Here is an 18,796-nt window from a genome sequence, read left to right on the forward strand (position 1 = left end):
CTCCCTCAGTGTCCGGAGTCTTCGGAGTGCCCGGAGTGTCCGGCGGTGGGCTGGTAGGTGGCCGCCTTCACGGGCAACTTGACCGTGACGGGGGCGGAGTGGGCGAAGTGCAGTTCGACGGTGACGGACTGGCCCTGCTTCGGCTGCTGCTTCAGCTTCTCGAACATCAGGTGGTTCCCACCGCTCTTGAACACGAGTTGACCGTGCGCGGGGACCTCGAGGCGGTCGACCTCCTTCATGGTCCCGTCGACGGTCTCGTGCACGGTGACCTCGCCGGCCCCGCTGGTGACGGAGGTCAGTTCGTCCGCGGTGCCGCCCTCGTTGGTGATCGTGAGGAACCCGGCCGCCATCGAGTCGGAGACGGGCTGCGGTATGTAGGCGGCGTCGACGGAGAGTTCGGCACCAGAGGCCGCGGAGCCGGAGTCCGAGCCGCCGCAGCCCGCGAGGGCCAGGGCGCCGATCACCGCGACGGCGGCCAGCGCGGGGCCGCGCCGCACGGGTCCTCCCGCGGACCACCTTCCGGAACCTCCCGCCGGGCGCCTCACGGGTTCTCCCCCTTGATGAGCTTGGGGAGGTCCTTGGTGTAGTCGTCGACCGTGGCGTCCTCGCCGTACAGGACGTAGCCCGCGTCGGACTTCGGGGAGAAGGCGACGACCTGGGTGCCGTGGGTCGAGACGATCTTGCCGTCCTTGTCCTTGGTCGGCGGGTCGATGGAGATGCCGAGGGTGCGGGCGCCGGCCTGGATGGTGTCGAACTCGCCGGTCAGGCCGACGATCTGTGAGTCGATGCCCTTGAGCCACTTGCCGAGCGCGGCGGGGGTGTCGCGCTCCGGGTCGGTGCTGACGAACACGACGCGGAGCTTGTCCTGCTCCGCCTGGGAGAGCTGCTTCTTGGCCACGGCGATGTTGTTCATGGTCAGCGGGCAGACGTCGGGGCAGTGGGTGTAGCCGAAGTAGATCAGCGTGGGCTTGCCCGCGGTCTGCTCGCGGAGGTCGTACTTCTTGCCCTGGGTGTCGGTGAGGACCAGGTCGGGCTTCTCGAAGGGCTTGTCGAGGACGGTGGCGGCCTGCTGGCTGTTGTCCTCGGAGACCACGGTCACGGGCTTGTCGCTGTCGGCGCCGCTGCCGCAGGCGGACAGCGTCAGAGTGGCGGCGGCGAGCAGGGCGGCCATGGCGAACGTCTTCTTGCGCATAGAAAAATGTCCCAGATGTGAGGTGCTCCGGTGCGCGCCGGGTCCGTCGCAGGACCGACGGACGGTGTCCGGCGCGCACCGGACGAGAGGATGCGCCGACGAGGTGGTGCCGGCGCACCGGCACGGCGTTGTTACGCCGCCGTGCCGGAGTCGCGTCGGCGCCCGGCCAGCACGCCGTACCCGACGCCCGCCGCACCGACGACGATGCCGACGATGCCGAGGACCCGGGCGGTGGTGTCACTGCTGTCGCCGGAGCCGGAGTCCGACGCGGAGGAGTCGGCGGCCGTGTTCTGCGCGTCCGCCCCGGTGTCCTCGGCCTTCGCGTCCGAGGAGCCCGCCGCTCCGTGGGCGTCGTCCTCGGCGGCGGCCAGCTGGAGCACGGGCGCCGGGGACTCGGGCTCTTCCTGGCCCTCCTGCGGCACCTCGATCCAGCGCACGACCTCCTTGTTGGAGTACGTCTGGATCGCCTTGAACACCAGCTGGTCGGCGTCCTCGGGCAGGGCCCCGATGGAGACCGGGAACTTCTGGAAGTAGCCGGGCTCGACGCCCTTGCCGTCGGCGGTCCAGGTCACCTTGGTGACGACCTCGGTGAGCTGCTTGCCGTGCGACTCCAGCGGCTTGTCGAGCTTGGACTTGGTGACCTCGGACTTCCAGCCGGGGACCGGCTGCGGCATGACGGACGCCAGCGGGTGGTCGGTGGGGAAGTTGACCTCCAGCTTGGTGGTGGAGGCGTTGTCGCGCTCGTTGGGGACCTTGAAGTCGACGACCGCGTAGCCGCCCTTGGCGGCCGTGCCCTCCGGCTGCACGCTGACGTGCGCGAAGGCGGGGGCGGACAGGGCGAGGACGGCGATGCCGGACACGGCGCCGGCGGCGGCGATACGGGAAGCCTTCATGGACGGAGTACTCCGCTTCGTGTGGACACCGGTGCGGGACCGGTACCGAGTGACAGGAGGGATGCGCGCGCACGCGCGCGTGCCGCACGACGGCGGCCCCTCCCGGAGCGGGACGGCGGTCGCGTCGTGTCAGGCGGCGAGGGCGAACGCGTCACTCGGCGGGCCGCGCCGGACGACCGTGTGCTGGAGCGCGGTGGTACGGGGCCGGGGCGGCACCCACAGTTCGGGACGCGGCGGACGCGGGCCCGTACCGGGGGCGCCGGCCAGCCCGGCGTGCAGGGCGCGCACCAGGGAGAGCGCCGCGCGCAGGGCGCGTACGAACGCAGCCTCGGCCATGGACTGGGCGGAGTGCGCCGACAGTTCGACGAGCCGGGCCAGGGCCAGGTCCCCGCGACGCAGCAGCCAGCCGGCGGCCAGGGCGGCGAGGACGTGGCCGAGCAGCATCGGCAGTGACGGCAGCAGCGAGGCGGAGGCGCCGGCGGACAGCGCGTCGGCCGGATTGTGCGCCCCGCCCGCGTGGACGTCCTGGGCGATCCGCGCGTCGGTGAGGATCCGCTCGGCCTGGGCCGGGCTGATCGCCGCCGCGGTGGTCCCGCAGACCAGCCGTGCGGCCTGCTGGACGAGGGAAGCGTCGGACAGCGCGCCCGCCCCGCCGGACGCGGCGGTCGTACCGGACGCCGTGGCCGCGGCCGTGCCGTGCTGGCCGAGACCGAACAAGGCGTGCAGCGCGGTCTGTCCGACGGTGAGCAGCATCGCGATGCCGGGCAGTGAGCGCCGGCGGCCGGCGAGTGGCACGGCGACCAGGACCGCCCCGAGGAATCCCGCGCCCAGCGACCACAGCGGAACGGTGGCGCAGGAGGCCAGGGTGTGCCCCGCCGCGGCCAGCACGACGCAGACCGCGGCGAACACCGCGGCCCGCAGGATCCGGAGATCGTGTCCGGAGCGCGCCGTTGGCGGGTGGGGGGCAGTCATGGCGGCCTCATCATCGCACCCACGGCCCGGGCGTCGTACGGCAGGTCCACAAGATGCCGTACGACCGGAAGACGAACTACGGGGCGGAAGATCACCATCTGGTACGAGTCATCCCGCATACACCGGTCGGCGGCGGCGACGCATCCGCCAGATGAGCGGTGTCACGGGCGCGACGCGCTTACGCCCGGGTGTGAGGGGCAATACGTATCGGTATGTCGAGCCGCGGCCGGGAGGCTGGAGCATGAGCATCTGGTGGTCACTCCATTTGCGGCGCGAGGCTGCGAGCGTGCCCCTGGCCCGCCGGCTGCTGATCGGCACCATGGAGACCGCGGGCGTCGACCCCGACATCTCCTTCGACCTCTCCGTCGCGCTCAGCGAAGCCTGTGCCAACGCCGTCGAGCACGGCGGGGACGACGGGGCGGGCGGCCCCGGTGAGGCGTACCGCGTCACGGCCTACCTGGACGGCGAACGGTGCCGTATCGAGGTCGCCGACACGGGCCCCGGTTTCCCCGCCCCCGTCCCGGGCGGGCCGCAGGGCGTCGCCCGCCCGGCGTCCCCGGAGGCGGAGAGCGGCCGCGGCCTGTGTCTCATCCGGGAGCTGGCCGACCACGTCCACATCGGCAGTGCGCCGGGGCGGGCCGGGGCCGTCGTGAGCTTCGACAAGGTCCTCAAGTGGCGGGAGAACGCCCCGCTGGTGGCGGTCTGACAACAGGCCCCGGGCAACAGACCCCGGACAACAGGATCCGGACGACAGGTCCCGGCAACAGGTCCCGCACGACAGGGCCCGGACACGCCGACGGCCGGGCACCCGCGCGGGTGCCCGGCCGTCGTACGGCAAGTGCGGTCGGACGGTCAGCCCTTCAGCGCGGCCATCCACTCCTCGACCTCGTCCGACCGGCGCGGCAGCCCGGCGGACAGGTTCCGGTTGCCGTCGGCGGTGACGAGGATGTCGTCCTCGATGCGCACGCCGATGCCCCGGTACTCCTCCGGCACGGTCAGGTCGTCGGCCTGGAAGTACAGGCCCGGCTCGACGGTGAGCACCATGCCGGGCTCCAGCGTGCCGTCGACGTACGACTCCACGCGCGCCGCGGCGCAGTCGTGGACGTCCAGGCCGAGCATGTGCCCGGTGCCGTGCAGCGTCCAGCGGCGCTGCAGCCCCAGCTCGAGGACCCGCTCGACGGGGCCCTCGACCAGACCCCACTCGACCAGCCGCTCGGCCAGCACGCGCTGGGACGCGTCGTGGAAGTCGCGGTACGCGGCGCCGGGCTTCACCGCCGCGATCCCGGCCTCCTGGGCGTCGTACACGGCGTCGTAGATCTTCTTCTGCAGCTCGCTGTACGTGCCGCTGATCGGCAGCGTGCGCGTCACGTCGGCGGTGTAGTACGTGTGCGTCTCCACGCCCGCGTCCAGCAGCAGCAGGTCGCCGGAGCGGACCGGGCCGTCGTTGCGGACCCAGTGCAGGGTGCAGGCGTGCGGGCCGGCGGCGCAGATGGAGCCGTAGCCGACGTCGTTGCCCTCGACGCGCGCGCGGAGGAAGAAGGTGCCCTCGATGTAGCGCTCGCTGGTCGCCTCGGCCTTGTCGAGGACCTTCACGACGTCCTCGAAGCCGCGCACGGTGGAGTCGACGGCCTTCTGCAGCTCGCCGATCTCGAACTCGTCCTTGACCAGGCGGGCCTCGGAGAGGAAGACGCGCAGTTCCTCGTCCCGCTCGGCGGTGACCTTGTCGGTCAGGGCCGCTTCGATGCCGGCGTCGTGGCCGCGCACGACGCGCACCGGGCCGGTGGCCTCGCGCAGGCTGTCGGCCAGCTCGCGGACGTCGGAGGCGGGGATGCCGTACAGCTTTCCGGCCTCGGTGAGGGAGTGGCGGCGGCCGACCCACAGCTCACCCATGCCGTTCAGCCAGAACTCGCCGTTCTCGCGGTCCGAGCGCGGCAGGAGGTAGAGCGTCGCGGTGTGACCGTCGCCCTCGGGCTCCAGGACCAGGACGCCGTCGTCGGTCTGGTTGCCGGTCAGGTACGTGTACTCGACCGAGGCGCGGAAGGGGTACTCCGTGTCGTTGGAGCGGGTCTTGAGGTTGCCCGCGGGGATCACCAGGCGCTCGCCGGGGAAGCGGGCGGACAGGGCGGCGCGGCGGGCGGCGGTCTCGGCGGCCTGGGCGATCGGCTCCAGGTCGTGCAGCTCCGTGTCGGCCCAGCCGGACTTCATGTTCTCGGCCAGCTCGTCGGACACGCCCGGGTACAGGCCGTTCTTGCGCTGCTTGATGGGCTCCTCGGTCTCGTCCGGGGTTTCCGGGATCTCCGGATTCTCCGGTGTGAGCTCCTCCGCCACGGTCATCCTCCTAGATACGGCACTGGACCACCCCCCATCGTACGGTCGTACGGAAGGGGGCCCAGGGCCGAAGGGCCTGTTACGCCCCGCGCACTACCGTCCGTTATGCGGAGCGTGCGAGGTGTCAGTGACCGTTATTCGAACCTGACCGCCAGCAGGACGACGTCCTCCTCGGAGTGCGCCTCCGCCTTCCCGTCGGGCAGCACGGTGCGCAGGACGTGCTCGACGACCGTGTCCGGGTCCTGCCGTGCGGCCCGGGGGACACCGGCCGCCGCGGCGTGCAGCCGGGCGAAGGCGCGGTCGGCCGGGTCGCCGGTGCGGTGCAGCAGCCCGTCGGTGTACAGCAGAACCGTCTCTCCCGGCTCGGCCTGCAGCTCCACGCTGGGCGCCTCCCAGCAGGCGAGCATGCCGAGCGGCGCGGAGACGGAGGTCTCGACGAACTCCGTGCGCCGCTGACCGATCAGCAGGGGCGGGCTGTGTCCGGCGCCGGCCAGGGTGATCCGGCGCAGCGCGGGCTCGCAGTAGCCGAACAGCGCGGTGGCCGAGCGGGCCGGTTCGGTCAGCCGCAGCAGCAGCTCCAGGTCGGACAGGACGGCGACCGGGTCCTCACCCTCCATCACGGCGTACGCCCGCAGCGAGGCGCGCAGCCGCCCCATCGCGGCGACGGCGCTGGGTCCCGACCCGGTGACCGATCCGACGGAGAGGCCGAGCGCGGCGTCCGGCAGCGGCAGGGCGTCGTACCAGTCGCCACCGCCCGCCGGACCGGTGCGGTGCCGGACGGCCAGCTGCACGCCGGGCACCCGGGGCAGGCGGGAGGGCAGCAGCTCCTCGGTCATCGTCGCCATGGAGGCGCGGGTGCGCTCGACCTCCAGGAGGCGCGCCAGGTGCCCGGTGGCGTACCGGACGTACAGGCCGGCGAGGTGGCGCTGCCGTTCACCCGGTTCGGCGGGTTCGTCGTAGAGCCAGACGGCGGCGCCGAGGCGCCCGGTGCCCTCGGCGGACAGGGGGAGCGCGTAGCTGGCGGCGTAGCCGAGGCGGGCGGCGACCTCGCGGTGGCGGGGGTCGAGGGCCTTCTCGGCCAGCAGGTCCGGTTCCGCGATGCCGTCCTCCGCGACCGGCAGTCCGTCCAGGATCCGCCCGTAGGACAGGGAACTGCGGGGCACCGTCTCGATGTGCCCGAGGTCGGCGCGGGCGAGACCGAGGCCGACGGTGGTGGCGGGGCCGAGTCCGTCGGCCGGTTCCAGTACGACGAGTCCGCGCCGGGCGCCGACCAGGGCGGCTCCGGCGCGCAGTACTTCCTGGAGGCCGTCGGCGAGGGTGTCCGTGCGGACCAGGCGTTCGGTCAGTTCGTGCAGGGTCGTGAGGTCCGAGACCCAGCCGGCCAGCCGGTCCTGGAGCAGGGCCCCGGGGGCACAGGGGCTGCCCGAGGCGTCCGTGACGGCCGCGGCGTCCGTCGTGGGGGGCTCGGCCGCCTGGGGGGTGCCCGTGGCGGCGGACGCGACAGTGTGTGCGGGGGACGGAACCGTTGAATCGATTCCGGCCACTTTCGCAGGGTGCGGGGCGTTCATGGCGTCCGGCCTTCCGACCGGCGCTTACTGCTCAAAAGCATCGCAAACCCCCATGTCATTCTGCGCCGCTAGCAGTGTCTCCACATGTACACGCACTCGTAAGGGGATGTCCAGCATTGTCCTGCCGGGATTCCTGGTGTCCATGGGGTGCGAGCGGCCTTCCTCTCGACCTCTTGCGTAAAAGCGAAATTGGCTTGAAACTGCCCCAGAGGACGCCTTGTTGCGGTCGACTGGGGGTGCTTCACGGAGCGTCACAGCGGTCGTGATGGGTACGTACTCGGAGAAGGCCGGGGGTGGTTGGGGGCCACCGGGAACCTGGCGACGGACCCGGGCGTCCTATCCACCGACGACCGTGCCCCATCCTCCCGTGGCGGAGGCGGAGAGAAATACGTGCGACGGCAAAACGCCAGACTTCGCCACCCCCGCGCCACGCCATGCTTTTGATAGACGCAGTGGCCGGTACCGTCACGGACGCAGTCAGTGCTCGACCCACAGGGGTTTCCCTTGCCCTTGGCGGAGGCGTGCCCCGTGGGGACGTTTCTCGGCAGGGGTGTGATGCGCCACCAGCAACGCACAGCGAAGTGATCGACACATGGTGTGAAGAGACCACGGTGTTGCCAGGCGTGCAACGGAAAGGAACGAGCGCTCATGCGCGAGATCCTCGGAAGGCGACGCAGGCTCCTGTCCCAGCACGACGACGGGCAGCCTGAGCTGATCGGCGCGGCCCTCACCTACGCGACACATTGGCAGTGGCCCGTACTCCCGGGCGCGGCGGCGGATCCGCGGGCGCGGTCACGCTGCGGCTGCCCCGACCCCGAGTGCACGGTGCCGGGCGCGCATCCCTTCGATCCCGGTCTCCTCGCGGCGACCACCGACGCGCGCATGGTGCGCTGGTGGTGGACCAACCGGCCGACCGCGCCGATCGTCATGGCCACCGGAGGCGGTGCCCCGTGCGCGGTCTCGCTGCCCGCCCTGCCGGCCGCCCACGCCCTCGCCGCGCTCGACCGCGCCGGGCTGCGGCTCGGCCCGGTCGTCGCCTCGCCCACCCGCTGGTCGCTGCTGGTCAGGCCCTACTCCATGGAGCAGCTGGGCGAGCTGCTCTACGCCAAGGACTTCGTCCCCGGCTCCCTGCGCTTCCACGGCGAGGGCGGCTACCTCGCGCTGCCTCCGTCCGAGACCGGGGCCGGCGCCGTCCGCTGGGAGCGGGCGCCGCTGCCCGGCTCCGCCTCGCCCTGGGTGCCCGACGTGGAGGCCGTGGTGGACGCGGTGGTCGACGCCCTCACTCGTACGGGTGTGAGCGCGCCCGAGTTGTAGGGGGTGTCGGCGCGGGCGGAAGTCCGCGCCCGCCCTCGGTCGTTATCGTCCGACCATGCCGCTTCATGCAGGGGAGCACCGCGCCGTCGGGCCGCGCCGCACCGGGGCACGCCGCAGTGGGCCGGACCGTCGGCGGATCCGTCTGTACGGGCTCGCGGGTGTCGTGGTGTGTGCGGTCGTACTGCCGTTCGCGGTGGCGTCCGCGGGGCCCTCGGGCGACGCGGACGCCGAGGTGTCGACGGCCGTGCCGCTGCTCGCGCGGGGCGGTGACGACAAGGCGTCCGCGTCCTCAGCCTCAGCCGCGTCCTCAGCAGCCTCGGCCGCAGCCGAATCCGCTCCCGTGGTGGAGCCGGGGGACCATTTCGGGCCCGGGTCCGGGGGAGCCGGACGCGTCACGGACACGGACGCGGCGGCCCGTTCGCCGCTGCCGCCCGGCCCCGCGCTGGCCGCGCGCTGCGGTCCCGAACTCACCTCGCCCGCGGGCGTCGAGGCGCAGACCTGTGTCCTGACCCGGGGATCGGAGACCTGGGCGCGGACCTACTACCGCAACGCCACCGGCGGCCCGCTCGAAGCCGTACTGAGCCTCATGGGACCCGACGGACACAGCGTGCGGACGAGCTGTGCGGTGAGCGTCGAGGACGCGCCGGGCACCTGCGAGACGCCACCGGAGGACACCGGTGAGGCGAGCCGGGGCGGGCTGGAGGGATACACCGCCTTCGCGGAGTTCGCCCGCCGGGCCGGGTACGGGCCGCTGCTGCTGCGCGCCGGAAGCGCCGGGAGCGCCGGGGACATCGAGGGCGGCGACGGCGGGCACGACGACGCCAACAGCCCTGCGGATACGGGGAGTTGACCGGCGACTCCGGTGCGTGCGCAACCGGGCGCATGGAAAGACCCGGTTGCTGGCGACGGGGGATGCACCAGCAACCGGGCTACTGGAACGGTAACAAGAGATCGGCGGTTAGCAAATTCGATCTCTTGCTTTCCGGTCACCGACTGGCCTGTCTCTACCGGGAGTTGTGACCGGAGTCACCCGTCCACGAGCCGCCGCTCCGGCTGACCGGTCGGTCAGCCGGAGGCGGCCCGCACGGCTGTGCGTCAGCTGAGAGTGACCTGCCGGTTGGTGAGGCCGCCGCGCGCCCGGCGCTCGTCGTGCGTGAGCGGAGCGTCCGTGGCCAGGGCCTCGGCGAGCCGCTCGGCGAACTCGGCGGCCGGCTTCTCGATGTCCTGCGCGGTGATCTCGCTCGGCAGGTCCCACACCGGCACGGTGAGTCCGTGGGCGCGGAAGGAGCCGACGAGGCGGGTGCCCTCGCCGAGGGACGACCGGCCCGCGGCGTGCAGCCGGGCAAGAGCGTCCAGAAGCCGCTCCTCGTCGTGCGGCATGACCCACCGCAGGTGGTTCTTGTCCGGCGTCTCGCACCAGTAGGCGGCGTCCACGCCCTGCAGTCGGACGGTCGGGATGGCCGCGGCGTTGGCCCGCTCCAGGGAGGCGGTGACGTCCGGCGTGGCGTTCTCCGGGTCCGGGACCCAGAACTCGAAGCCCGAGTGCACCTCCGGCTCGAACGCGCCCTCGGGTGCGAGCAGGTCCTGCAGCCGGGGACCGTCGGCCGGCGCGCGGCGGCCCTGCACCGGGGTGCCCGGGTCGGCGGTCAGCGCCCGCGCGAGGGTGTCGGCGAGGTCGCGGCTGATGTCGCCCGACGCCGTGTCGTTCTGCAGACCGAGGAGGACCGAGCCGTCGTCGCGGCGCAGGGCCGGCCAGGCCATCGGCAGCACCGTGGCCAGGGTGACGGAGGGGACGCCCTCGGGCAGGCCGTCCCGCAGGGTCAGCCCGACCGTGGCCGCCGGCACCAGCTCCCGCAGCGCCACCCAGTCGCACTCGCCGGGCAGCCCCTCGAACGGGCGCTGGACCAGCGCGGTCGTGGCCTGTGCGGCGGTCCGGCCGTGGCAGGCCTTGTACCGGCGGCCGCTGCCGCAGGGGCAGGGCTCGCGGGCACCGACGACCGGGACCTCGGCATCGTCGAGCTGGGGCCGCTTGGCCTTCGTCTGGGGTCGCTTCTTGGCCATCGTGGGTGTCTCCCGGTTACGGCTCTACTCGTACGGGCGCGAGCCTAGCCGTTCCCACCCCGCCCGTCGGGATCCTGTGGACGACGGGCCGCCTGTGGACAACTCCCCGCGACGCCCGGCCCGGTAACGGCCACGGGGTCGCCGCGGTTGCCGTGGCACGGGTCGGTCCTGTCGGCCGTCGCTCCGGCCCCGGTGGCCGTACGGGGTGGGCCCGGGTGCCCGGACGGTCGGCCCACTGGGCGTAGGGATCGGCCCTGGGCGCGTCGCCCGGGTCGGCCGACCGCTCGTGTCGAACGGAGCTCAGCCCAGGTCCTCGAAGGCGTCCGCGAAGTCCAGGCCGGGGATCTCCGACACCGCCGGTGCCGCGATCCGGGCGGCGAAGTCGTCGCGTCGGTGCCCGGCGTCCGGGTCGTGCACGTCGTCGTGGACGACGACCCAGACCGTGACCTCACCGCGGGCGTCGTCCCGTACGCCCCAGTCGTCGGCGAGCGCCGCGATGATGTTCAGGCCGCGGCCGCCGTGCGCGGTGACCGAGGGGGTCGCCGGAGCCGGGCGGGTCGGGCCGCCGCCGTCCGTGACCTCCACCAACAACCTGCCGCCCGGGTCCACCTGCCACGCGGCCCGGACGTCGCCGTCCCCGGCCAGGGCGTCGCCCAGCGGGCGACCGTGCTTGCACGCATTGCTCAGCAATTCGGAAAGGACCAGTACAGCGTCGTCGATGACCGATTCCGCCACCCCGCCCCTGCGCAACTGATCACGCATGCGGTGTCTCGCTTCCCCCACGCCCGCAGGGCCATGGGGCACGGCCATGCTCGACGACGTGGGCACCTCCTGTGCCACCACCAACGCCACCCCCGAGACCTCCTTCGCCCCACGCCACGGTGTGGATGCCCCATCGCCCTGAGCCGGAAACCGGCCGATCCCCGCACGGTGACGCATTCGACACGGTCGAACACGTACCGAACGCGCCGGTGCACTCCCCGTAATCGCATGGCTGGATTTGGTCGGTGTGGCCGAGACCGGAGAATGGGGCAGCAGCGCCGCCGGGTCAAGAGCCGGGGACGGATCAGCGGCCCAGGTGGTCCAGTACCGCGCGCGGCCGGTTGGTGATGATGGCGTCCACGCCCAGGTCGGAGCAGAGATCCACGTCGGCGGCCTCGTTCACCGTCCACACGTGCACCTGGTGACCGGCCCGCTTCAGGCGCTCGATGTACGCGGGGTGATTGCGCACGATCCGGATCGAGGGGCCCGCGATCCGGACACCCGCGGGCAGTCGCCCGTCCCGCAGCCGGGGCGAGACGAACTGCATCAGGTAGACCGTCGGCAGCGTCGGCGACGCGGCCCGCACCCGGTGCAGCGACCGGGCCGAGAAGCTCATCACCCGCACCGGGGACTCCTCGGCCGAGGCCGGGGCGTCGAGTCCGAACCGCTTCAGGAGCAGCAGCAGCCGTTCCTCCACCTGCCCCGCCCAGCGCGTGGGGTGCTTGGTCTCGATGGCCAGCTCCACGCGCCGCCCCGCGTCGGCGACCAGTTGCAGCAGCCGCTCCAGGGTCAGGACGGAGGTCTCCTCCCGGTCCTCGGGCCGGTGCTCCCAGTCGGGCTGCTCGTCGCGCGTGCGCCAGAACTCCCGGGTCCGGCGGGCGCCGAAGTCCAGCGCGGCGAGGTCGGCGAGCTCCAGCGCGGACACCGCGCCGCGACCGTTCGACGTACGGTTGACGCGCCAGTCGTGGACGCAGACGAGGTGGCCGTCGGCGGTCAGGCGCACATCGCACTCCAGGGCGTCGGCCCCGTCCTCGATCGCCTTCCGGTACGCGGCCAGGGTGTGCTCGGGGGCATCCTCGGAGGCGCCCCGGTGGGCGACGACCTGAATCCGGTGCTGTCGTGCGTGGGTCACCGCGTCATGGTGCCACCGTGGGCGGGTAGACGTGCCATCGGCGGAAACGGCAACGTGTCCGTTTAGTCTTGGATGACCTGTGTAAAGGACGGTCGGGGACCCACAGCAACCGCTTATGGTGCTCTGACGGCCCGTGGGAAAAGCTGATGGCATACAAAATCACCAGCGCATCCGCATCGCGCCGGACCGTGGAGCAGCGCGGGAGCGTCGCTGAGCGCGACCAGGGTGGGCGACCAACAGCCGTGGAACGAGGAGAGAAGCTGTGAGCACCGAGAACGAGGGCACCGCGGTACCCCCGGCCCCGTCCGCACCTCCTGTGCCGGTGGATGCTCCCGCTGCCTCCGCCCAGCCTCCCGCGCCGCCCGCCCCCGACCAGGCACCCGCCTCCACTCCCGAGGCCCCGGCGGCTCCCCCCGCCCAGGCCCCGGCCGCGCCGCAGGACGCGTCGCCGCACAGCCACCAGGCATCCCAGGGCGGCGAGGTGCCTCAGGGCGGCGGCGCGGTCCCGCCGGGCGGCGAGGCCCCGCACGGCTCCACGACTCCCGACGCCTCGTGGCCCCCGCCCGCGTCGCCGGGCAACCCGGCCGCCCAGACCCCGACGTACGGCGGAAGCGGCCCCAACGGGTTCGGCAGCGACTTCGGCAACGGCAATGGCAACGGCGCCGGCAATGGCTACGGCTACGGTTTCGGCGACGGCGGCCCCGGTGACGGGGCCGGCGGGGGAGCGGGCGGCTGGGGCGCCTCGTACCAGCAGCCCGCGCCGAAGCCGGGCCGCGGTCGGGGCGGTCTGGTCGCCGGTGTCCTGATCGCCGCGCTGGTCGCGGGCGGCCTGGGCGGCGGGCTCGGCTACACCCTGGCCAAGAACAACGACGAGGGCGGTTCCACCACGGTCTCCGCCTCCGACACCGGTGGCTCCGTCAAGCGCGACACGGGCACCGTCGCCGGTGTGGCCGCCGGGGCGCTGCCCAGCACGGTCACCATCCAGGCCGAGGGGAGCAACGGCGAGGGCGGCACCGGCACCGGCTTCGTCTTCGACAAGGAAGGCCACATCGTCACCAACAACCACGTGGTGGCGGAGGCGGTCGACGGCGGCAAGCTCAGCGCGACCTTCCCCAACGGCAAGAAGTACGACGCCGAGGTGGTCGGCCACGCCCAGGGCTACGACGTCGCGGTCATCAAACTGGAGAACGCCCCCTCGGACCTGAACCCGCTCCCCCTCGGCGACTCCGACAAGGTCGCCGTGGGCGACTCGACGATCGCCATCGGCGCCCCCTTCGGTCTGTCCAACACGGTGACCACGGGCATCATCAGCGCCAAGAACCGCCCCGTGGCCTCCAGCGACGGCAGCGCCGACAGCAAGGCGTCCTACATGAGCGCCCTGCAGACCGACGCGTCGATCAACCCGGGCAACTCCGGCGGCCCGCTGCTGGACGCGCAGGGCAACGTCATCGGCATCAACTCCGCGATCCAGTCGTCCAGCAACGGCAGCTTCGGCACCGGCCAGGCCGGCTCCATCGGCCTGGGCTTCGCGATCCCGGTCAACCAGGCGAAGTTCGTCGCCCAGCAGCTGATCAAGACCGGCAAGCCGGTGTACGCGAAGATCGGTGCCTCCGTCTCCCTGGAGGAGACGACGAACGGCGCCAAGCTCACCGAGCAGGGCGTGGGCGGCTCCGACCCGGTCGAGAAGGGCGGCCCCGCCGACGACGCGGGCCTCAAGCCCGGTGACGTCATCACCAAGCTCGACGACCGGGTGATCGACAGCGGTCCGACCCTGATCGGCGAGATCTGGACCCACAAGCCCGGCGACGAGGTCACCGTCACCTACGAGCGCGGCGGCAAGCAGCACACGACCGAGGTCACCCTGGGCTCGAAGCTCGGCGACGACTGACCCTCGCTCCGCCGCTCCGCGCCCGTCAGGACGCTCGTCGCGAGCCCGTCGGGACGCCCGTGAGGAACCGTCCACTTCGCCACCGGGGACAGCCCGGTGGCGAAGTGCGTTCAGGAGGCGGGGAGGCCGGGGGCCCGACTCGGGCCATCGGTTAGGTGTTCAGATGTTCAGATGACGACGACCCGGCGCCCGCGCGTGTGACCGGCCTGACTGTCGACGTGCGCGGCCGCGGCCTCGGTGAGCGCGTACGACTTCTCGACCGGGATGTGCAGCTTCCCCCGCACGATCAGGTCGACGGCCTCGGCGAGCGCCACCGGCACGCTCCCGGCCACACCGGAGAAGCGGACGCCGAACTCGGGCGCACCCAGATCGGCGATGCTGACGACCTTCTCCGGCGCCCCGGTCAGCTCGACCAACTCGCGGATCACCCCAGAACCGGCCAGGTCGAGAGCCGCGTCGACCTCGCCTAGCCGCCGCACCCGCTCGACCCAGCCTTCGCCGTACGTCGTGGCGACGGCACCGAGGTCGCGCAAGTACTCCTGGTTGGCGGCACCGGCCGTACCGATCACCCTGATGCCCCGGTCGCGGGCGATCTGCAGCACCGCCGACCCGACTCCTCCCGATGCCCCGCTGACCAGCAGGGTCTGCCCCGGCCGCACGCCGACCTCGCGGATGACGCGCAGCGCGGTCTCCACCACGGAGGGGTACCCGGCGGCTTCCTCGAACGACAGCCCCTCCGGCATCCGCGCCCAGGCCCCCAGCACGGCGAACTCGGCGTAGGTGCTGGAGCCCTCGCCGAAGACCCGGTCTCCGACCTCGACCCCGGTGACTCCCTCGCCGACCTCGTCCACCACTCCGGCGGCGTCCAGCCCGACCCCGGAGGGCAACTCGATCGGATGGGCCCCGAGCACCTGCCCCTCCCTGACCCGCCAGTCGACGGGATTCACGCCCGCCGCCCGCACGGCGATGCGTATGCGGCCGGGACCCGCGTGGGGCTCCTCGGCGTCGATCAACTGCAGAACGTCCGGACCGCCGAACTCGGCGAAGCTCACTTTCCTCATGCCGCCGAACGTAGCACTAACGGATAGCGTTTCATAACGGTTATGGTTTCGTACCTGCTAGCCTGCGGCTCATGACCGTGCAGCAGTCGGGCCGCCGTGAGCGCAAGAAGGCCGCGACCCGCCAGAAGATCGCCGACACCGCGCTGCGGCTCTTTCTGGAACGCGGATACGACGCGGTGGGCATCCGTGACGTGGCCGCCGAGGCCGACGTGGCCGTCACCACGCTCTTCTCCCACTTCGCGTCGAAGGAGGCCCTGGTCTTCGAGCAGGACGAGGACTTCGAGCACCGCCTCACGCGCGCGGTCACCGACCGCGCCCCGAACGAGCCGCTCATCCCCGCGCTGCGCCGCGAGGTCCTGGCCCTGGTCCGGCACTGCACCGCGGACAGCGCCGCCCCGATCTGGCGCATGATCGACGCGTCTCCCGCCCTGCGGAAGTACGACGAGACGGTCCGCCTGCGCCACGCGGAGGCCCTGGCCGCGGCCATCGCCGCCGACCCCGCCCTGACCCGGAGCGAAACCGTCGCCCGCACCCTCGCGAGGTTCGTGATCGACGCCTACTCCCTGTCCCGCGAGTCCCCCGATCCCGAGGCCGCCCTCGACGAGATCTTCCCGATGATCGAGGCCGCCTGGGCCGCGGCCCGCCCCTCACACCACACCCACACCTGAGCCCCGCACGGGCGGAATAATGCGTTGACGCCGCCGGAAGGTGCCCTGTTAACTTCAGCTGATCGTTCTGATTCGTTATGGGCCCCTGCGCCCCAGAAGAGGGTGTTTTGATGACCCGGCCCGCGCCGAGTGCGCCTCGCCACACCGCGTGACCGTCCGCCGCCTTTCGCCGCCCGCTTCCACTGGCGGCTGCCGGACGTCTCCTCCGGTGCTCTGACCTGCCCGTGCGCCGACCTGCGGCGCCATCGGGCTGCCTTCTGACGAGGCCACTCGGCCTGCTCTTGCTGTCTCGATCACTTCCCAGCAAGGAGCACCCGGGTGTCCAGCCACACCACCAACAACAACACTCTCAACCTCGGCACCTTCGCCTGCGCCTGGTGCGGGCTGACCGTGTCCGCGTACGCCGCCGACGGCGCGCCGCGCAACCACTGCCCCTCCTGCCTGCATTCCCGGCACGTTCTCGACCACGTCGAGGGCGGCCCGAGCGACTGCGAGGGCCGGATGTCCCCGATCGCCATCGCCGTGCTCCGCACCGGTGACTGGATGGTGATCCACCGCTGCGTGCGCTGCGACGAACTGACCTCGAACCCGGTCCGCACCGACGACAACCAGCTCATCCTGATGCGCATGGCGGTCCGCCCGCTGGCCCAACCCCCTTTCCCGCTCGAAGCGTTCGGAACCCTCTGACCGCCCGACAGGAAAGGAGCGGCACCATGCCACGCAACAACCACAGCAGCCGCGGGCAGCAGCAACAGCGCCGGCGTCCGCAGCGGCACAAGGACGTCCTGCACACCCAGGGCGGCCACCGCGCCAACGACTTCCGGTGCACGTCCTGCCGCCTCGACGTCTCCCCGGACGCCCCGGGCACCGCGCACCGCAACCACTGCCCGAACTGTCTGACCAGCCTGCACGTCGACCGGAAGACACCGGGGGACCGCGACGCGGACTGCCGTGGGCGCATGGAGGCGCTGGGCTTGTCCGTCCGCACCGACGGCGAGTGGATGATCATCCACCAGTGCGCCTCCTGCGGTGAGCTGAGCGCCAACCGCATAGCCGGCGACGACAATCCCCTCGCCCTGGTCCGCCTGGCGCTGAGACCCCTGGCCGACCCCAAACACGCCGGCCGCGCCCTGATCACCCTGTGACAGAAAGGGAACCCCGGCACTGAAGATCCCGGAACAGCAGAGCCGGCGCAGCCCCGGGCCGTTGTCCCGGGGCTGCGCACCAGGTGGTGACCACAGACCCCGCCCGGCGCCCCGGCCCGGTACGCTGTACCCGCTCCGCCCCTGGTGGACGGCGCACAGGTGGGTTGCCCGAGCGGCCTAAGGGAACGGTCTTGAAAACCGTCGTGGCAGCGATGTCACCGTGGGTTCAAATCCCACACCCACCGCAGCAGGTCAGAGACCTAGCAGGTCAGAAGGGGTGCCACTCTCCGGAGCGGCACCCCTTCTGCATGGACCCTGTCTCACCCTTTCTCGCCCATATCCCAGCGTTAACCAGTACGTATGGGCCATCTGTGGGCCAGGGTCAGGACCCTTCCCCTTCGTCGAGCGCGCGGGAGATTAGGTCGTTGGAGTGCTGCTGACCGCCCTTAAGGATCTTTGCGTAGAAGCGGTAGAGCACGGCGATGCTGTGGCCGGCGCGCGAGGCGACTTCCGCGGGGTCCACCCCCGATTTGATCCAGAGGGAGACTCCCGCGTGCCGAAGGGAGTACGGCACGGCGGCGAGGTCCGACTTCACCTCACGGGGCGTGAGGACCACCTTTCGCGCTCTCTCCCAGATGTCGCAGTACTCGGTGGACGGGACGCGCCCTCCCCGCGAGGCCCGGAACAGCCGGCCGTCGTCGGCCGTGCCGTAGCGCTCGATGTGCTGACGAAGGAGGTGCACGAGAACGGGCGGAATGGGCACGGTCCGCGTCGCTCCCCGCTTACGTCGCTTCAGCCCCCGCTTCTCGTACGACGTGCCCTCATCCGTCCAGCCGCCGCCGACTTCCGGACGGCTCTCTCCGAGCAGGAGTTCGCCCCACTCCTGCACGGCGTCGGGCGAGTTAGGCGGCAAGGTGCAGTCGGATTCGGTGAGCGCGACGATTTCACCAGGACGCATGGCGGCGTAGTAGAGGCATCCGAAGAATGCGTGGAGGTGCTGGCCGCGGGGGCCAGAGTCGCGGACTGCCCCGAGCAGGGCTCGCGCCAACCGTGGGTCCGGTACGTACCGGAAGTCGATTTCGTCGTCACTCTCGGGCGGGGTCCAATCCACTCGCGGGAGAGGGTTGGAGGCGAGTAGGCCCTTCTCCTCGACTGTGTAGCGAAGAACGTTGCTCAGCACCATGCGCTTACGACGGGCAGTGTTTTCCGCGGCTTTCCCACCGTCCAGACGGAAGGAGAGGGCTTCAAGGGCGGGACGGAGGAGGGCGGGGTCCTCCAAGTCCTTGACCTTGATGGAGCGGGCGGCGACCCATTCCAGTGCAGTAAGGATCTCCGCCGGTGGTTCCTCGGCTACGTGGCGCGGGACCCAAGTGCCCTCCGGCCCTCGAACTGCGCGAAATGCCCACTGGTAGAGCGCGTCACGCAGCACTGAGGGGCGGGGTGCCCCCCGCTTGGTCGTGACAAGCGCGGGCGTCACGACTGCGAGGGACTCCGCGATGCTTGCCCGGTGCTTGGCTGCAGCGCGGGGCCACTTCATGAGTACGTACTCCGTCACGTGCTCATACCAGGACGGAGAGGTCAGAGCCATCAACTCACGTGCGGGCAGGCCCGTTTCCTCGTCGAACTGCTGCTGATCCCGCAAGGCCGCCATCAACTCGGCCCGGCGCCCATCTGCCTGCGGCTTCAGCTTGAAACTGCGGGAGTGGGGACGCTCGCCAACCCTCCAGCGGAGTTCCCACGGCTTGGGACGGCCGGCGCGCTTGCGGATGGACCAGATATCGACGTCGTACGTGAGCATGTCTCTCCAGACGT

General features: G+C 71.8%; 18 protein-coding genes and 1 tRNA gene. 8 read left to right on the forward strand and 11 right to left on the reverse strand.

What is annotated here, in order from left to right:
• Nucleotides 1-5: 5 nt before the first annotated feature.
• From IE258_RS07680 to IE258_RS07695, 4 genes are all read right to left on the reverse strand, one after another.
• Nucleotides 6-497, reverse strand: coding sequence for a copper chaperone PCu(A)C (locus IE258_RS07680; protein WP_189740562.1), 492 nt, complete (start codon nucleotides 495-497; stop codon nucleotides 6-8).
• 44 nt (nucleotides 498-541) lie between these two features.
• On the reverse strand, nucleotides 542-1,192 hold the full coding sequence (locus tag IE258_RS07685; protein WP_159324889.1) for an SCO family protein: 651 nt from the start codon (nucleotides 1,190-1,192) through the stop codon (nucleotides 542-544).
• A gap of 131 nt (nucleotides 1,193-1,323) precedes the next feature.
• Nucleotides 1,324-2,085 (reverse strand): YcnI family copper-binding membrane protein, encoded by a 762-nt coding sequence (locus IE258_RS07690; RefSeq protein WP_189740564.1) that lies wholly within the window; start codon nucleotides 2,083-2,085, stop codon nucleotides 1,324-1,326.
• 129 nt (nucleotides 2,086-2,214) lie between these two features.
• Nucleotides 2,215-3,057: a hypothetical protein gene (locus IE258_RS07695; RefSeq protein ID WP_189740567.1), complete on the reverse strand. Its 843-nt coding sequence runs from the start codon at nucleotides 3,055-3,057 to the stop codon at nucleotides 2,215-2,217.
• Between the two features lie 241 nt (nucleotides 3,058-3,298).
• Here IE258_RS07695 and IE258_RS07700 point away from each other — a divergent pair, with 241 nt between their 5' ends.
• Nucleotides 3,299-3,763: an ATP-binding protein gene (locus IE258_RS07700; protein WP_159324886.1), complete on the forward strand. Its 465-nt coding sequence runs from the start codon at nucleotides 3,299-3,301 to the stop codon at nucleotides 3,761-3,763.
• 146 nt (nucleotides 3,764-3,909) lie between these two features.
• Here the strand turns inward: IE258_RS07700 and IE258_RS07705 are convergent, their stop codons facing one another.
• Both IE258_RS07705 and IE258_RS07710 read right to left on the reverse strand, forming a co-directional pair.
• Entirely contained in the window at nucleotides 3,910-5,385 is a 1,476-nt protein-coding gene (locus tag IE258_RS07705; protein ID WP_189740570.1) for an aminopeptidase P family protein, read from the reverse strand.
• Nucleotides 5,386-5,519: 134 nt separating this feature from the next.
• Nucleotides 5,520-6,953, reverse strand: coding sequence for a PP2C family protein-serine/threonine phosphatase (locus tag IE258_RS07710; protein WP_189740573.1), 1,434 nt, complete (start codon nucleotides 6,951-6,953; stop codon nucleotides 5,520-5,522).
• A gap of 648 nt (nucleotides 6,954-7,601) precedes the next feature.
• Here IE258_RS07710 and IE258_RS07715 point away from each other — a divergent pair.
• A complete protein-coding gene (locus IE258_RS07715; protein WP_189740576.1) occupies nucleotides 7,602-8,267 on the forward strand; it encodes a bifunctional DNA primase/polymerase in 666 nt (221 codons plus the stop codon).
• Between the two features lie 55 nt (nucleotides 8,268-8,322).
• Complete coding sequence (locus tag IE258_RS07720; protein ID WP_229891974.1) at nucleotides 8,323-9,117, forward strand: hypothetical protein; 795 nt, start codon at nucleotides 8,323-8,325, stop codon at nucleotides 9,115-9,117.
• A 245-nt stretch (nucleotides 9,118-9,362) separates the two neighbouring features.
• On the opposite strand, the gene IE258_RS07725 is transcribed toward IE258_RS07720, so the two are convergent.
• From IE258_RS07725 to IE258_RS07735, 3 genes are all read right to left on the reverse strand, one after another.
• Nucleotides 9,363-10,328, reverse strand: coding sequence for a DUF5926 family protein (locus IE258_RS07725; protein WP_087808448.1), 966 nt, complete (start codon nucleotides 10,326-10,328; stop codon nucleotides 9,363-9,365).
• Between the two features lie 300 nt (nucleotides 10,329-10,628).
• Nucleotides 10,629-11,267 carry an ATP-binding protein gene (locus tag IE258_RS07730; RefSeq protein ID WP_127896169.1) on the reverse strand — a complete coding sequence of 213 codons (639 nt, stop codon included), beginning with the start codon at nucleotides 11,265-11,267 and terminating at the stop codon, nucleotides 10,629-10,631.
• A 127-nt stretch (nucleotides 11,268-11,394) separates the two neighbouring features.
• Nucleotides 11,395-12,222 carry a glycerophosphodiester phosphodiesterase gene (locus tag IE258_RS07735; protein ID WP_159324881.1) on the reverse strand — a complete coding sequence of 276 codons (828 nt, stop codon included), beginning with the start codon at nucleotides 12,220-12,222 and terminating at the stop codon, nucleotides 11,395-11,397.
• Between the two features lie 262 nt (nucleotides 12,223-12,484).
• Here IE258_RS07735 and IE258_RS07740 point away from each other — a divergent pair, with 262 nt between their 5' ends.
• Nucleotides 12,485-14,110 (forward strand): S1C family serine protease, encoded by a 1,626-nt coding sequence (locus IE258_RS07740; RefSeq protein WP_189740579.1) that lies wholly within the window; start codon nucleotides 12,485-12,487, stop codon nucleotides 14,108-14,110.
• 167 nt (nucleotides 14,111-14,277) lie between these two features.
• Here IE258_RS07740 and IE258_RS07745 read toward each other — a convergent pair whose 3' ends face one another.
• On the reverse strand, nucleotides 14,278-15,171 hold the full coding sequence (locus IE258_RS07745; protein WP_189740582.1) for an NADP-dependent oxidoreductase: 894 nt from the start codon (nucleotides 15,169-15,171) through the stop codon (nucleotides 14,278-14,280).
• Nucleotides 15,172-15,242: 71 nt separating this feature from the next.
• Between IE258_RS07745 and IE258_RS07750 the strand changes: the two genes are divergently transcribed.
• The 4 genes from IE258_RS07750 (at nucleotide 15,243) to IE258_RS07765 (ending at nucleotide 17,229) form a co-directional block, all read left to right on the forward strand.
• Nucleotides 15,243-15,839, forward strand: a complete 597-nt coding sequence (locus tag IE258_RS07750) for a TetR/AcrR family transcriptional regulator (RefSeq protein ID WP_189740585.1) — start codon at nucleotides 15,243-15,245, stop codon at nucleotides 15,837-15,839.
• A 318-nt stretch (nucleotides 15,840-16,157) separates the two neighbouring features.
• The gene (locus tag IE258_RS07755) at nucleotides 16,158-16,526 is read left to right on the forward strand and encodes an RNHCP domain-containing protein (protein ID WP_159324878.1); all 369 of its coding nucleotides are present in this window, start codon (nucleotides 16,158-16,160) and stop codon (nucleotides 16,524-16,526) included.
• Between the two features lie 26 nt (nucleotides 16,527-16,552).
• On the forward strand, nucleotides 16,553-16,984 hold the full coding sequence (locus IE258_RS07760; protein WP_189740588.1) for an RNHCP domain-containing protein: 432 nt from the start codon (nucleotides 16,553-16,555) through the stop codon (nucleotides 16,982-16,984).
• Between the two features lie 158 nt (nucleotides 16,985-17,142).
• Nucleotides 17,143-17,229: transfer RNA gene (locus tag IE258_RS07765), tRNA-Ser, on the forward strand.
• A 137-nt stretch (nucleotides 17,230-17,366) separates the two neighbouring features.
• Here IE258_RS07765 and IE258_RS07770 read toward each other — a convergent pair.
• On the reverse strand, nucleotides 17,367-18,782 hold the full coding sequence (locus IE258_RS07770) for a tyrosine-type recombinase/integrase (protein WP_189740591.1): 1,416 nt from the start codon (nucleotides 18,780-18,782) through the stop codon (nucleotides 17,367-17,369).
• Nucleotides 18,783-18,796: the final 14 nt, after the last annotated feature.

Origin of the sequence: Streptomyces tendae (genome assembly GCF_014650435.1) — a bacterium.
Taxonomy (GTDB): Bacteria; Actinomycetota; Actinomycetes; order Streptomycetales; family Streptomycetaceae; genus Streptomyces; species Streptomyces tendae.

What these genes read in the sequence shown, in the direction of transcription:
- IE258_RS07690 (WP_189740564.1), bottom strand. Translation starts at nt 2,085, where the DNA reads ATGAAGGCTTCCCGTATCGCCGCCGCCGGCGCCGTGTCCGGCATCGCC.
- IE258_RS07725 (WP_087808448.1), bottom strand. Translation starts at nt 10,328, where the DNA reads ATGGCCAAGAAGCGACCCCAGACGAAGGCCAAGCGGCCCCAGCTCGAC.
- IE258_RS07685 (WP_159324889.1), bottom strand. Translation starts at nt 1,192, where the DNA reads ATGCGCAAGAAGACGTTCGCCATGGCCGCCCTGCTCGCCGCCGCCACT.
- IE258_RS07770 (WP_189740591.1), bottom strand. Translation starts at nt 18,782, where the DNA reads ATGCTCACGTACGACGTCGATATCTGGTCCATCCGCAAGCGCGCCGGC.
- IE258_RS07745 (WP_189740582.1), bottom strand. Translation starts at nt 15,171, where the DNA reads ATGAGGAAAGTGAGCTTCGCCGAGTTCGGCGGTCCGGACGTTCTGCAG.
- IE258_RS07760 (WP_189740588.1), top strand. Translation starts at nt 16,553, where the DNA reads ATGCCACGCAACAACCACAGCAGCCGCGGGCAGCAGCAACAGCGCCGG.
- IE258_RS07700 (WP_159324886.1), top strand. Translation starts at nt 3,299, where the DNA reads ATGAGCATCTGGTGGTCACTCCATTTGCGGCGCGAGGCTGCGAGCGTG.
- IE258_RS07695 (WP_189740567.1), bottom strand. Translation starts at nt 3,057, where the DNA reads ATGACTGCCCCCCACCCGCCAACGGCGCGCTCCGGACACGATCTCCGG.
- IE258_RS07720 (WP_229891974.1), top strand. Translation starts at nt 8,323, where the DNA reads ATGCCGCTTCATGCAGGGGAGCACCGCGCCGTCGGGCCGCGCCGCACC.
- IE258_RS07715 (WP_189740576.1), top strand. Translation starts at nt 7,602, where the DNA reads ATGCGCGAGATCCTCGGAAGGCGACGCAGGCTCCTGTCCCAGCACGAC.
- IE258_RS07730 (WP_127896169.1), bottom strand. Translation starts at nt 11,267, where the DNA reads ATGCGTCACCGTGCGGGGATCGGCCGGTTTCCGGCTCAGGGCGATGGG.
- IE258_RS07710 (WP_189740573.1), bottom strand. Translation starts at nt 6,953, where the DNA reads ATGAACGCCCCGCACCCTGCGAAAGTGGCCGGAATCGATTCAACGGTT.
- IE258_RS07750 (WP_189740585.1), top strand. Translation starts at nt 15,243, where the DNA reads ATGACCGTGCAGCAGTCGGGCCGCCGTGAGCGCAAGAAGGCCGCGACC.